Annotated in this window: 12 protein-coding genes; 3 read left to right on the plus strand and 9 right to left on the minus strand. The window is 61.7% G+C overall.

All coding sequences use genetic code 11. The features are described 5' to 3' along the window. The first annotated feature begins 38 nt into the window (after nucleotides 1-38). The 3 genes from IFU31_RS17365 to IFU31_RS17375 all read left to right on the plus strand — a co-directional run bounded on the left by IFU31_RS17365 (nucleotide 39) and on the right by IFU31_RS17375 (nucleotide 3847). Nucleotides 39-941: a LysR family transcriptional regulator gene (locus IFU31_RS17365; RefSeq protein ID WP_122479354.1), complete on the plus strand. Its 903-nt coding sequence runs from the start codon at nucleotides 39-41 to the stop codon at nucleotides 939-941. A gap of 381 nt (nucleotides 942-1322) precedes the next feature. Further along, nucleotides 1323-2624, plus strand: coding sequence for an MFS transporter (locus IFU31_RS17370; protein ID WP_192103939.1), 1302 nt, complete (start codon nucleotides 1323-1325; stop codon nucleotides 2622-2624). Nucleotides 2625-2659: 35 nt separating this feature from the next. After that, on the plus strand, nucleotides 2660-3847 hold the full coding sequence (locus IFU31_RS17375; protein ID WP_192103941.1) for a M20 aminoacylase family protein: 1188 nt from the start codon (nucleotides 2660-2662) through the stop codon (nucleotides 3845-3847). Here the strand turns inward: IFU31_RS17375 and pdxJ are convergent. The 9 genes from pdxJ to IFU31_RS17420 form a co-directional block, all read right to left on the minus strand. After that, nucleotides 3844-4587 (minus strand): pyridoxine 5'-phosphate synthase, encoded by a 744-nt coding sequence (gene pdxJ / locus IFU31_RS17380; RefSeq protein WP_192103943.1) that lies wholly within the window; start codon nucleotides 4585-4587, stop codon nucleotides 3844-3846. The genes IFU31_RS17375 and pdxJ overlap by 4 nt on opposite strands. A 41-nt stretch (nucleotides 4588-4628) precedes the next feature. Beyond that, a complete protein-coding gene (gene recO, locus IFU31_RS17385) occupies nucleotides 4629-5315 on the minus strand; it encodes a DNA repair protein RecO (RefSeq protein ID WP_192057612.1) in 687 nt (228 codons plus the stop codon). A 125-nt stretch (nucleotides 5316-5440) separates the two neighbouring features. Continuing rightward, entirely contained in the window at nucleotides 5441-6343 is a 903-nt protein-coding gene (gene era / locus IFU31_RS17390; protein WP_122797209.1) for a GTPase Era, read from the minus strand. Then, entirely contained in the window at nucleotides 6336-7025 is a 690-nt protein-coding gene (rnc, locus tag IFU31_RS17395; protein WP_122479360.1) for a ribonuclease III, read from the minus strand. Before rnc ends, era begins: the two co-directional genes overlap by 8 nt. Next, a complete protein-coding gene (locus IFU31_RS17400; RefSeq protein ID WP_122479722.1) occupies nucleotides 7022-7399 on the minus strand; it encodes a DUF4845 domain-containing protein in 378 nt (125 codons plus the stop codon). Before IFU31_RS17400 ends, rnc begins: the two co-directional genes overlap by 4 nt. Nucleotides 7400-7451: 52 nt before the next feature. Further along, nucleotides 7452-8306 (minus strand): signal peptidase I, encoded by an 855-nt coding sequence (gene lepB, locus IFU31_RS17405; protein WP_192103945.1) that lies wholly within the window; start codon nucleotides 8304-8306, stop codon nucleotides 7452-7454. A 9-nt stretch (nucleotides 8307-8315) separates the two neighbouring features. Further along, nucleotides 8316-10112: a translation elongation factor 4 gene (gene lepA / locus IFU31_RS17410; protein WP_122479362.1), complete on the minus strand. Its 1797-nt coding sequence runs from the start codon at nucleotides 10110-10112 to the stop codon at nucleotides 8316-8318. Nucleotides 10113-10316: 204 nt separating this feature from the next. Beyond that, nucleotides 10317-11702: a DegQ family serine endoprotease gene (locus tag IFU31_RS17415; RefSeq protein ID WP_244647901.1), complete on the minus strand. Its 1386-nt coding sequence runs from the start codon at nucleotides 11700-11702 to the stop codon at nucleotides 10317-10319. A 321-nt stretch (nucleotides 11703-12023) separates the two neighbouring features. After that, nucleotides 12024-12974 carry a MucB/RseB C-terminal domain-containing protein gene (locus IFU31_RS17420; protein WP_192053688.1) on the minus strand — a complete coding sequence of 317 codons (951 nt, stop codon included), beginning with the start codon at nucleotides 12972-12974 and terminating at the stop codon, nucleotides 12024-12026.

A 12974-nucleotide genomic window follows, 5' to 3' on the forward strand; every position in this document is an offset into this window, starting at 1 on the left:
GGTTGATCATCTGAACAGGTCAGGGAGATCAACCCACAATGAAATTGCATCAACTGCGCGCACTTGTCTGTATTCATGAAACCGGGAGCCTGCAAGACGCCTCGCACGTGCTGCACCTGACGCAGTCGGCATTGAGCCGGGCGATGAAGGAACTGGAAAACGAATTGGGGGTTACCCTTCTGGTTCGTTCCAACAAAGGCATGAGCCTGACCGAGCATGGCCAGCGCATGCTGACCCACGCTCGCCAGGCGCTGGAAAGCGTGCGGCGAGCGCGTCAGGAAATCGAAGACATGAAGGGGCTGACCGTGAGCGAGGTCACCCTGGGAGTGACGCCCGTCACCGCGCTGCTGCCGCCACTGCAACAGACCCTTCTGCGTTTCCAGCAGACCTACCCAAACGCCGCGCTGAAGGTACTGGAGATGCGCCCTGCCCAGTTGCTGCAGCATCTGCGCGATGGCCTGCTGGACTTTGCCCTGACGTCGCAAGTGCCAAGCCATGCCGTAGGCCTGGACTGGCAGCCGCTGTGCCGCATTCCCGGCAGCGTGGCGGTGCGCAAGGATCATCCGCTGCGCCACGTGAGATCGCTGCGGTTACTGCAGCACGCCCAGTGGATCAGCGTCGATCCTGTTGCAGACAGCCAATCCCAGTTCAATCAACTGTTCGCCGGCAGCGCGCTGGGCCGCCCGTCCAAGGTGTTCGAATGCACCGCAATGAATCTGGCGCTGAAGATGCTGATCGAGAGCGATGCCGTGATGGTGGTCAGTGAGAGTGCCCTCGGGCCCTGCTGGGCGGGCATGACCGATATGGCCAACTACCTGCATACGCTTGGGTTGCAAGAGGCGGTTCCCGATTTTTCGGTCAATGTGGTGTGCGTGAACCAGGCCTACCTGACCCGGACCGCGAGCCTGTTGTTCGGTCAACTGCAGGCCAGCTTTGCGTAAACGGCCACCTGGACCAACGCCCTGACGGCGACCCCTTCAAAACAGCGGATTAAGACATTCCGAGTTGAGCAATACTCAAGCCCTTGCACGGACCGCAATTTCAGACGCTCCACATCGCCGAATCCCCAGGCTAGAGCCTACGGTCAGTGAATGAAACGGCTTCAGCTCAGAGGCAACGCCTCCCACGGTTACCAACCTTCCCATTTTCCGCTACTCATCTGGATGGTTTTGGGTCGCTCATTCCCCCCAGCAGCGCCATCCGGTATCAGTCATCGCCTGAATCGAAACCAAGCCATAAGCCCTTGATTAAATGTGATGTGCAGTGACCGAACCCATCCCCGACACTGGCCCGCACCACGATTCCGGGTACAGGCCTTACCTATGAAAAGCACTCTTGCCAGCGATTCACCTCTTCCTGTCGCCGATGCACCGCCCGCACCGCAGCCCAACAAGATGCGTCGGGTCATCATCGCTTCTTCCCTGGGCAACGGCCTGGAGATCTACGACTTCACCGTGTACAGCTTTTTCGCAGTCATCATCGGTCAGTTGTTCTTTCCCGGGTCCTCGCCCATGGCCTCGCTGCTCATGTCTCTGGCGACATTTGCCGTCGGCTTCGTCATGCGGCCCTTGGGTGCGTTGCTCATCGGTCGAGTCGCCGACCGCCGAGGGCGCAAGGCTGCACTGTCGCTGACCATTGCCCTGATGACGGTGGGTACCGGAATCATCGCCTTCACACCCACCTACGCCAGTATCGGCATCAGTGCCAGTGTCCTGCTGGTGATCGCCCGGCTGCTGCAGGGGCTTTCGGTCGGTGGCGAAGTGGGTTGCGCGTCGGCGTTCATGATGGAGTCGGGACGCACCGACAACCGTTGCTTCGTGGTCAGCTGGCAGGGCGCCAGTCAAGGCGCTGCCGCATTGCTGGGTGCGGGCACGGGCTTGCTGCTGACCAGCAGTCTCAGCGAGGCATCGTTGCTGGAGTGGGGATGGCGGGTGCCATTCGTGATCGGCCTGCTGATCGGCCCGGTCGGCTGGTTCATCCGCCAGCATCTGGATGAAACGCACACGGCCACCGCCACTGCACCCTCGCTGGGACAGTTGCTCAAGACGCAAAGCCGCACCCTGGTGCTGGGCATCGCCTGGATGTCGGCAACCACCGTGACCATGTACATGGTGGTCTATTACATGCCCACCTACCTGACCCAGACACTTGGCCGCCCGCAGAGCCTGGGGTTTGCCCTGGTCGGCCTGGCCAGCGCCCTGCTCGTCGTCATTACGCCCATCGCCGGCCGTTATGCGGACGGTTTCATTCGCCGCAAGCCGTTGCTCTATGGGGTTACCGGGCTGGCGCTGCTGACGGTCTACCCGGCATTCATGCTCTTGAGCCACGAGAACGTTCTGCTGTGCATCGTGGCCATCATCCTGCTGATTCTACCGATGGCGATCGGACTGGCGCCGAGCATGGCCATGCTGCTCGAAGCATTCCCCCGGGAACAGCGGGTGACCGGCATGTCGATCATCTACAGCGTCAGTGTGACGCTGTTCGGTGGATTCTCACCGCTGCTGGTGACATGGCTGATCAACGTCACCGGCAACCCATTGACCCCGGCGCTGTACCTGGTGGCCACCGTGGCGCTCAGTCTGTGTGCCCTGCGCCTGCTGCCAGAGCATCCCGGCCGCGACTGATCGTTCAATACACTGCAACACAGAGGAAGATGCCCATGAGCGAGCCCATGGTTCACCCGCACCTGCTCAGCACTGCAACACGATTTGCGACACTGCGCCAAGACATCCACCGCCACCCCGAACTGGGGATCGACACTTTTCGCACCGCGGCAATCGTGGCCGAAAGGCTCGCTGCATGGGGTTATGACGTCCATGCCGACGTGGGCAAAGGCGTTGTGGGAGTACTCAGGCGCGGGCAATCCACACGTACGCTGGGCATCCGAGCGGACATGGATGCATTGCCCATCCTGGAGCGCAACGGGCTGCCCTGGGCAAGCGAGCGTCCAGGCTGCATGCATGCCTGTGGCCACGATGGGCATACTGCAACCTTGTTGGCGGCGGCGGAGCATCTGGCGGCAGACGCTCGATTCGACGGCACCTTGAATTTGATTTTCCAGCCGGACGAGGAAGGTTTGACGGGGGCGCGCTCGATGCTGCAAGCCGACCTGTTCGCCAGGTTTCCCTGCGATGCGGTCTATGCCTTCCACAACATGCCCGGCTTGCCGGTCGGGGTGGCCGTGGTTCAGTCCGGCGCCTTCATGGCGTCTTCGGAAGAAGTGCAGATTACCCTGACAGGCCGAGGTGGCCATGGCGCCATGCCGGAACGCGCCATTGACCCTATACCAGCCCTGGCAGGCATCATCACTGCGTTGCAAACGGTGGTTTCGCGCAACCTTTCGACCAGCGACGCTGCGGTGGTGAGTGTGGGCAAGGTCCGCGCCGGTACCGTCTACAACATCATTCCAGAGAGCGCCACCCTGATGCTCGGTGTGCGTACCGCAACGCCTGCCGTACGCGAAAAGGTGGAGCAACGGATCCGCGAAATCGTGCAGGGGCAGGCAGCCAGCTTCGGCGTCACCGCAGCCATCGAATACCGGTTGCTGGCACCCGTGCTGGTCAATGCGCCCGAAGAAACCGCACGTATGCATGCCGCAGCCTGCGCGGTGTTGGGTGCGGACAATGTGTTGGAGCAGATGCCGGTGCGCTTGATGGGCAGCGAGGACTTCGCCTGGATGCTGAACGAGCGTCCAGGCTGCTATTTCGTCCTGGGGAACGGCACCGGGTCGTTCAATGGCTGCTCGGTGCACAACGACCACTATGACTTCAACGACGCCGTGATTCCCTTAGGCGCTGCGTGCTGGACGCGGCTGGTGGAAGACTATCTGCAACCACTGGGCGACTAGCGCTTGCTTGCCGCCTGAATCAACGCCTTCATCTCGGCCACCGCGGCCTTGAAGCCCACGAACAACGCATGGGCCACCAGCGCGTGACCGATGTTCAGCTCGTTGATCCCGCGAATCGCGGCCACCGGCTCGACGTTGTGATAGTGCAGACCATGGCCGGCGTTGACGATCAGCCCGTGGCCCAGACCGAAACCCACGCCGTCGACGATTCGTTGCAGCTCATCGGCGACATCGGTCGGGGTCTGGGCGTCGGCATAGCGGCCGGTGTGCAGTTCGATAGCCGGCGCACCCACCCGCTTCGAGGCTTCGATCTGGCGCTCGTCGGCATCGATGAACAGCGACACCTCGCACCCCAGCTTGCCCAGACGCTCGACGGCGGCCTTGATCTTGGCCTCCTGACCGGCGACGTCCAGGCCGCCCTCGGTGGTCAGTTCTTCGCGGGTTTCAGGCACCAGGCAGACGTGAGCCGGGCGAATCTGCTCGGCAAAGGTCAGCATGGCCTCGGTGACGCCCATTTCGAAATTCATTCGCGTCTGCAACACGTCCTTGAGCAGCAGCACATCGCGCGGCTGGATGTGCCGACGGTCTTCACGCAGATGCACGGTGATGCCATCGGCTCCGGCTTCCTCGGCGTCGAGCGCGGCCTTGACCGGATCGGGGTAGCGCGTGCCACGGGCCTGGCGCAGCGTCGCCACGTGGTCGATGTTGACGCCCAGCAGAATGCGGTTACAGGTATTCACGAGAACTCTCCGAAAAATCCAAGCCACAGCATACGTGTTGGTCAGGGCTTGCGAAACAGCTCGCGACTGACCAGCGGCCGACCGCCCAGGTGCACCGCCAGGGCCTGGCGCATGAGGCGCTTGGCCGCGGCCAGCGCACCTGGCGTTTCCCAGCTGGCCTGGGCCATGGCCAGCAACTCGGCGCCCTGGAACAACCCTGGCTGCAACAGCTCGACCCGTTCCAGGCCAGCATCCACCAGCAAGCGGTACAAGCCGTCGGTCGCTACAGGTTCACCGTTGACGTCGATGTCCAAGGCGAAGCCATAACCGAGCTGGTCCAACAGGCGCCACTCGAAAGAGCGCAGCAAAGGTTCCAGCGCACGCCCTGCGCCAAGTGCCTGAAGGGTGGCGGCATAATGCTCGAACAGCTGGGGGTGGGGGTCTTCACTGGGCAACAGGCGAATGAGCAGCTCGTTCAGATACAGGCCGCTGAACAGCGCGTCGCCGAGCATCCACACCGCCACCCCGGCGGACTCCATACGCGAAACGTTCTTGAGTTCGCCCTTGCCGCGAAACTCGACCTCGAGCGGTACGAACGGACGCGCCAGGGTGCCCGCCTTGCCGCGCGCATTGCGCAGCACAGCGCGCAGGCGGCCCTGGGGGGTGAGGAAATCGACGAGAGCACTGGTTTCGCGATAGGCGCGCGAGTGCAGGACGTAGGCAGGTTGTGGCGTCGGGGCATTGGACATGACTTACGCAAACCTGTAGCAGCGGCGCAAGCCGCGTCACGAACCCACGCGAACGAACAGAATATCTGCTGCACCCTGTGACGCGGCTTGCGCCGCTGCTACAGGGTGTCGTCCGCGATGTGAAATTACTGGTCGTTGTAGCCCAGCGAACGCAGCGCTCGCTCGTCGTCGGACCAGCCGCCCTTCACCTTCACCCACAGATTGAGCATGACCTTGGAGTCGAACAGCACCTCCATGTCCTTGCGCGCTTCCATGCCGATGCGCTTGATACGCTCGCCCTTGTCACCAATGATGATTTTCTTCTGACCATCACGCTCGACGAGAATCAAGGCATGGATGTGCAGCGTCTTGCCCTGCTGCTTGAATTCCTCGATCTCGACGGTGATCTGGTACGGCAGCTCGGCGCCCAGCTGGCGCATGATCTTCTCGCGCACCAGTTCGGCAGCGAGAAACCGGCTGCTGCGGTCGGTGATCTGGTCTTCCGGGAAGAAATGCTCGTTCTCCGGCAGATGCCCGGCAATCACTTTTTCCAGCGCTTCGAGGTTATGCCCGTGCTGCGCGGAAATCGGCACGATCTCGGCGTTCGGCAGCTGCTCCTGCAGCCAGGCCAGGTGCGGCATCAGCTCAGCCTTGTCCTCGATGCGATCGGTCTTGTTGATCGCCAGGATCACCGGCCCCTGCACGTACTGCACCCGCTCCAGAACCAGTTGGTCTTCGTCCGTCCACTTGGTGCGGTCGACCACGAAGATCACCACGTCGACGTCTTTCAACGCTGCCGAGGCGGTCTTGTTCATGTAGCGGTTCAGGGCCTTTTCATTGCCCTTGTGCATGCCCGGGGTGTCGACATAGACGGCCTGGATCTCGCCCTCGGTCTTGATGCCCAGCATGTTGTGGCGGGTGGTCTGCGGCTTGCGCGACGTGATCGCCAGCTTCTGCCCCAGAATGTGGTTGAGCAACGTCGATTTGCCGACATTCGGACGGCCGACGATGGCTACATAGCCACAACGGGTAACGGGTGCATCAGTCATTGCCATTCTCCACGCCCAGGGCGATCAGGGCAGACGCGGCGGCCACCTGTTCGGCGATGCGACGGCTGACGCCCTGGCCCCGGCTTTTCTCATTCAGAAGGACGACTTCACACTCGACGAAGAACTGTCGGCAGTGCGGGTCGCCCTGGATATCCACCACTTCATAGCGCGGCAGTTCAGCACCGCGCGACTGCAGGAACTCCTGCAGGCGGGTCTTGGGATCTTTGTTGGTGTCGACCAGCGTCAGTCCTTCGAACTGCCCTTCCAGCCAGGCCAGCACGCGATCACGCGCTGCATCCATACCGGTGTCCAGGTAGATGGCCCCGATCAGTGCTTCGAGGGCATCGGCCAGGATCGATTCGCGGCGAAAGCCACCACTCTTCAATTCGCCCGAGCCCAGGCGCAGGTAATCGCCCAGATCGAAGCCGCGGGCCAGTATGGCCAAGGTTTCACCCTTGACCAGACGCGCGCGCAGGCGTGAAAGCTGGCCTTCGCGGGCTTGCGGAAAGCGCTCGAAAAGCGCTTCGCCAGCGACGAAATTGAGGATGGCATCGCCGAGAAACTCGAGGCGCTCGTTGTTGCGCCCGGCGAAGCTGCGATGGGTCAGTGCCAGCACCATCAGGTCCTGGTCCTTGAAAGTGTAGCCCAGCTGGCGTTCGAGGCGGCCCAGGGAAGCGGTCACGGCTTGACCACGCTGAACTCACGATCGAACTTCACCACCACATCCAGATTCTGGATCAGTGGCTCACGCTTTTCGTACTTGAGGTGGGCCTTGAACGTGTTACCCGCCTCGGTGATGCTTAAAACCTTGTTCAAATCCAGATCCTGAATATTGTTGACCTGCATGGCCCGGCTGACGTGGCCATAGAATTCACCCACCGTATCGACCCGGGTGGACTTGTCGGCACCCGCCGACTCGATGGCCTGGGTCAGCGTCCGGTAGTCCATGTAGTGCGGCACCAGCTTGAAAGCCGTACTGGCCACGAACGCGATCACCGCCAGGGTGAGCAACCAGCCAACGATGGACATGCCTTGCTGGGACTTCACTGCGTTCATGCTGGACACCTCTGAAAACATTCGGCGCCGTCCGTGGACGGCGCCGGCGGCGCTACTTGATCAGCCCGACTCGCGAGAAGTGGGGCAAGTGGCTGAGCTTGGGCTCGGGCCAGCTCATCCAGATGGCAAAGGCCTTGCCGACGATATTCTGGTCGGGGACCATGCCCAGCAGTTCCTTGGGAATCGACGGATCGTCCCAGTAGCGGCTGTCGTTCGAGTTGTCGCGGTTGTCGCCCATCATGAAGTAGTGCCCGGCGGGCACCGTCCACTGGCTGTCGGGCGGCGCGCGATAGCGCGACATTTCCTGGCGGATGACGTGCTCGACTTCGCCCAGCTTTTCCTTGTACAACTCGGCGCTGCCCAGGCTGCCCGGCTCGCTGCCGACCAGTTGCCGCGCGATCAATTCGCCGTTGACGTACAGCTGCTTGTCCGAGGTGTAGCGAATCTGGTCGCCCGGCAAGCCGATCACGCGCTTGATGTAGTTGACGTTGGGGTCGCTGGGGTAGCGGAACACCATGACGTCGCCGCGCTTGGGATCGTTGACCTCGATGATCTTCTTGTCCACCACCGGCAGGCGAATGCCGTAGGAGAACTTGTTCACGAGGATGAAATCACCCACTTCCAGGGTCGGGATCATCGAGCCCGAAGGAATCTGGAACGGCTCGACCAGAAACGAGCGCAGCACCAGCACGATGAACAGCACCGGGAAGAACGACTTGCCGTACTCGACCAGCAGCGGTTCCTTGTCCAGGCGCTCGACCACCGCCGGCTCGGGCTGGGTGACGCTGCCCTCGTAGGTGGCGATCGCAGCCCGTCGTCGTGGCGCCAGGACGACCAGATCAAGCAAGGCCAGCAGACCACAAACGGCTACGGCGATGACCAGCAACAGCGGGAAATTTAGTGACATAGGACTCGACTATTCCAACCTGAGCACAGCAAGGAAGGCTTCCTGTGGAATTTCCACGTTGCCGACCTGCTTCATGCGTTTCTTACCGGCCTTCTGCTTCTCCAACAGCTTGCGCTTACGGCTCACGTCGCCACCGTAACACTTGGCCAGTACGTTCTTTCTGAGCGCCTTGACAGTGGTCCGGGCAATGACCTGTCCGCCAATGGCGGCCTGGATTGCCACATCGAACATCTGCCGAGGGATCAGCTCCTTCATTTTCTCGGTCAACGCACGGCCCTTGTAGGCCGCATTGTCGCGGTGCACGATCAGCGCCAGGGCATCGACCTTGTCGCCGTTGATCAACACATCCAGCTTGACCAGGTTGGCCGACTGGTAACGCTCGAAATGGTAGTCCAGCGAGGCATAGCCACGGCTGGTGGATTTCAGTCGGTCGAAGAAGTCCAGCACCACTTCATTCATCGGCAGGTCGTAGCGAACCTGAACCTGGCTGCCGAGGAATTGCATGTCGCGCTGCACGCCGCGCTTCTCGATGCACAGGGTAATGACGTTGCCCAGGTGCTCTTGAGGCACAAGAATCGTCGCCGACACGATCGGCTCGCGGAAGTCCTCGACGGACGAGGCGTCCGGAAGCTTCGACGGGTTGTCCACATAAATGGTTTCACCGGTCTTCATGACCACTTCGAAGATCACGCTCGGCGCCGTGGTGATCAGGTCCAGGTCGTACTCGCGCTCCAGGCGCTCCTGGATGATCTCCATGTGCAGCATGCCCAGGAACCCGCAGCGGAAACCGAAGCCCAGGGCATCGGAGCTTTCCGGCAGGTACTGCAGCGAGGAATCGTTGAGGGTCAGTTTCTGCAAAGCGTCGCGGAAATCTTCGAAGTCTTCCGAGCTGACCGGGAACAGCCCGGCGTAGACCTGCGGCTGAATGCGCTTGAAGCCGGGCAGCACGGCAACATCGGGCGTGCTGCTCAAGGTCAGGGTGTCGCCGACCGGCGCGCCGTGAATGTCTTTGATGCTGCCGATGATGAAGCCCACCTCGCCCGCCTTGAGGTCGGCCGTGGCGGTGTGCTTGGGCGTGAAGACGCCGACGCTGTCGACCAGGTGCACCTTGCCGGTGGACTTGACCAGAATCTTGTCGCCCTTCTTCACCCGGCCATGGCGCACGCGCACCAGCGAGACAACGCCCAGGTAGTTGTCGAACCAGGAGTCGATGATCAACGCCTGCAACGGTGCTTCGATATCGCCGGTAGGGGCTGGAATGGTCTGCACCAGGCGCTCGAGCACGTCGATCACGCCCATGCCGCTCTTGGCGCTGCAGGCCACGGCGTCGGTGGCGTCGATGCCGATGATCTTCTCGATCTCGTCCTTGACCTTGTCCGGGTCGGCCTGGGGCAGGTCCATCTTGTTCAGCACCGGCATCACTTCCAGGCCTTGCTCGATGGCCGTGTAGCAGTTGGCCACGGACTGGGCTTCGACGCCCTGCCCCGCATCCACCACCAGCAGCGCGCCTTCGCAGGCCGCCAGCGAGCGGCTGACTTCGTAGGTGAAGTCGACGTGCCCAGGGGTATCGATGAAATTCAGCTGGTAGGTTTTGCCGTCCTGCGCCTTGTAGTGCAGGGTGACGCTGTGCGCCTTGATGGTGATCCCGCGCTCACGCTCCAGGTCCATGGAGTCCAGGACCTGGGCCTCCATTTCGCGGTCGGCCAGGCCGCCGCACATCTGGATGAACCGATCGGCGAGGGTCGACTTGCCGTGATCGATGTGGGCGATGATGGAGAAATTGCGGATATGACTCAAATCACTCACGGGTCAACACTCAAAAAGGCTGCGGGCCGAACGCCCAACGAAAAATAGCCGGGAATTGTACCTGAATAACGTTCGGGTGTGGGAGCGGTGGGTCGAGGGGTGGTTGTACGGACGTCTTCGCGGGCACAGGGCCCGCGAAGGCCACACCACCGCTCACAAAAAAGGCGACCCGAAGGCCGCCTTTCGTTCATACACCCAACCTGCTTACTCAGCCAGCTTGAAGGTGATGAAGCTCGCCCTGCCCTGACGCAGCACGCGCATGGACACCGAACGATTCTTCGGCAGGCCCTTGGCGATATCGGCGAACTGCTTCGACGACTCGATGGCCTGGTTGTTCAAGTGCGTGATGACGTCGCCGGGCTGCAGGCCGATCAGCGCAGCCGGACCGTCCTGCACCTCCTTGATGACCACGCCGCCCTTGAGCTCGAGTGCCTTTTTCTGTTCGGTGGTCAGCTCTGCCACCGACACACCCAAACGATTGCTGCTGCGCTCGGTCTGGGCCTTGGCGCCTGTATCCAGGTCCTGATCGTCATCCGGCATCGCACCAACGGTTACGTCGATCGTGCGGCGCTTGCCTTCCCGGATCACTTCCAGGCTGGCCTTGGCACCGGCCTTGAGCCCTCCGACCAGGTGCGGCAGGTCGGCCGACATATCGATCGGCTGGCCATTCATGCTCAGGATCACATCACCTACCTGCAAGCCGCCCTTGGCTGCCGGGCCTTCTTCGAGCACCTGGGCAACCAGTGCACCGGCCGGCTTGTCCAGGCCGAACGACTCGGCCAGGTCCTTGTTGACCTCTTGAATGACCACGCCCAGCCAGCCGCGGCTGACCTTGCCGTCCTTCTTGAGCTGGTCCGAAACGTCCAGGGCAACGTCGATCGGAATGGCGAATGACAAGCCCATGAAGCCGCCGGAACGGGTGAAGATCTGCGAGTTGATACCCACCACTTCACCGTTCATGTTGAACAGCGGGCCACCCGAGTTGCCCGGATTGATCGCCACGTCGGTCTGGATGAACGGCACGTAGGCGTCATTGGGCAGTGTACGGCCCTTGGCGCTGACGATGCCCTTGGTGACCGAATGGTCGAAGCCGAACGGCGAACCGATGGCCAATACCCACTCGCCTACTTTCAACTTGGCCGAATCGCCCAGCTTGACCGTAGGCAGGTTCTTGCCGTCGATTTTCAACAGCGCCACGTCGGTGCGCGGATCGGTGCCGACCAGCTTGGCCTTCAGCTCACTGCGATCGGACAGGCGCACGATGATTTCGTCGGCGTCGGCGATCACGTGGTTGTTGGTGAGTACATAGCCGTCGGCCGACACGATGAAACCCGAACCCAACGACTGCGCTTCGCGCTGACGATCGCCGCGCTGCGGGGAACGCGGTCCACCGCGCGGCATGTTGCGCTCGAAGAACTCGCGAAACATCGGCGGCAGGCCTTCCAGATCTGGCATCTGGCTGGCAGCCACACCGCGATCCGGCAGCTTCTGCGTGGTACTGATGTTCACCACGGCGGGCGAAGCCTGTTCGACCAGCGTGGTGAAATCAGGCAACGCTTCAGCCTGCACGCTGGCAACGTTGCCCAGCATCAGCACTGCCGCGAACAGTGAAAGAAAGGGGTTGAAACGTGTTATCGACATACGGCTCCCGTTCGTAACGAGCATGGTTGAGCAATAGGGTTGTGCGGTCGGCAAAACCGGAATTCGGCCCTCTGGCAATCCCGTGTTCCGGCGCGGCGCACGGCAGCGAACCAGCAACTGCATAACGGTTCGCCCCCGAAGCACAGACCTATAAGAAAAAAACCGGCGGTTTGCAACCTGCATGAAACAGCTTTCACGTTACGTCGCGATGATTAAACCAGCATGAAGGCCTGTCGCGACGCATGGACGGCGCCTTTGGGCGCGCACAGTTCAACGCCGAGCCTGAACATCCTGGCGTTGCATCGACAGGGCTATTCGCTCTGCGGTACCCAACGGGATTTCACCCACTACCGTGATCATCATTTCACCTTCCGAGGTCTTCAACCGTCGCGACACTGCCGCCGTCGGGCCAAGCTGGACGCGGGTATCGCGCGCAGATGCACCATTGAGCGGTTCAACAAATACAGAAAAATGCGCAAGCCCATCGGCGTACAGCAGACTGGTCACACTGGCATTGCTGGCCGAAGATTTGCGCAGGCCTGTCTGAGCCAGTTCGAAGCCAGCCGGGATCCATTTGGAGCGCCACGCGGAGACATCGCGCGGTGCAGTGGCAGCGAGCGCGTGCAATACAGGCTTACAATTTGGTGTCGCCTTCAAGTCAGCGGACGCAGGGGTTCCCACTGCCAGACGCGTGTACTGCAAGCGTTCGAGCAGTCGCCCTTGCGCGTCGATCAACAAAGACTTGAGCAACAGGCCGGTACGTGCGTCCAGATGCATCTCGAAGGCATAGCGGTCGCGATCCCTGGGAACCAGAGTCACCACCACCGCCTCGCGGCCGGCGACCCTGGAAGCTCCGGCAACGCGCAGGTCGTACCACGACATCAACTTGAGCGGATCGACAACGCCATCGGAGCCAACAGGACCTTGCACCACGCCGAGCACTGGGTTGCCCGTTGCGCAGGCCGTACGGCCACCGGCCTGGACACGCTCGGACGCGATACCATCCAATTTGAGCACACGCTCACGCACCCCGCCGTCGCCAGCACGGTGCCAAACCTGATAAGTGGAGAAATCACCGTCACGTTCGTAGACGAACGTGCCTTCGAAACTCTGCGTGCGCTCGGCGCGCGTCATGCTTTCAAGCCACTGAGCTGCATCGGGTGCAGCAGCGGCCGGTGCGGCCAGGCCAAGGAGAAATGGCAGGAGCAGTGCCGCACGCAT

Source organism: Pseudomonas sp. CFBP 13602, assembly GCF_014842725.1.
GTDB lineage: Bacteria > Pseudomonadota > Gammaproteobacteria > Pseudomonadales > Pseudomonadaceae > Aquipseudomonas > Aquipseudomonas baltica.

Excerpts from the sequence above, each read along its gene's own strand:
- IFU31_RS17365 (WP_122479354.1), top strand. The coding sequence starts at position 39 with ATGAAATTGCATCAACTGCGCGCACTTGTCTGTATTCATGAAACCGGG.
- IFU31_RS17370 (WP_192103939.1), top strand. The coding sequence starts at position 1,323 with ATGAAAAGCACTCTTGCCAGCGATTCACCTCTTCCTGTCGCCGATGCA.
- IFU31_RS17375 (WP_192103941.1), top strand. The coding sequence starts at position 2,660 with ATGAGCGAGCCCATGGTTCACCCGCACCTGCTCAGCACTGCAACACGA.
- recO (WP_192057612.1), bottom strand. The coding sequence starts at position 5,315 with ATGTCCAATGCCCCGACGCCACAACCTGCCTACGTCCTGCACTCGCGC.
- era (WP_122797209.1), bottom strand. The coding sequence starts at position 6,343 with ATGACTGATGCACCCGTTACCCGTTGTGGCTATGTAGCCATCGTCGGC.
- IFU31_RS17400 (WP_122479722.1), bottom strand. The coding sequence starts at position 7,399 with ATGAACGCAGTGAAGTCCCAGCAAGGCATGTCCATCGTTGGCTGGTTG.
- lepB (WP_192103945.1), bottom strand. The coding sequence starts at position 8,306 with ATGTCACTAAATTTCCCGCTGTTGCTGGTCATCGCCGTAGCCGTTTGT.
- IFU31_RS17415 (WP_244647901.1), bottom strand. The coding sequence starts at position 11,702 with ATGCTGGGCAACGTTGCCAGCGTGCAGGCTGAAGCGTTGCCTGATTTC.
- IFU31_RS17420 (WP_192053688.1), bottom strand. The coding sequence starts at position 12,974 with ATGCGTGCGGCACTGCTCCTGCCATTTCTCCTTGGCCTGGCCGCACCG.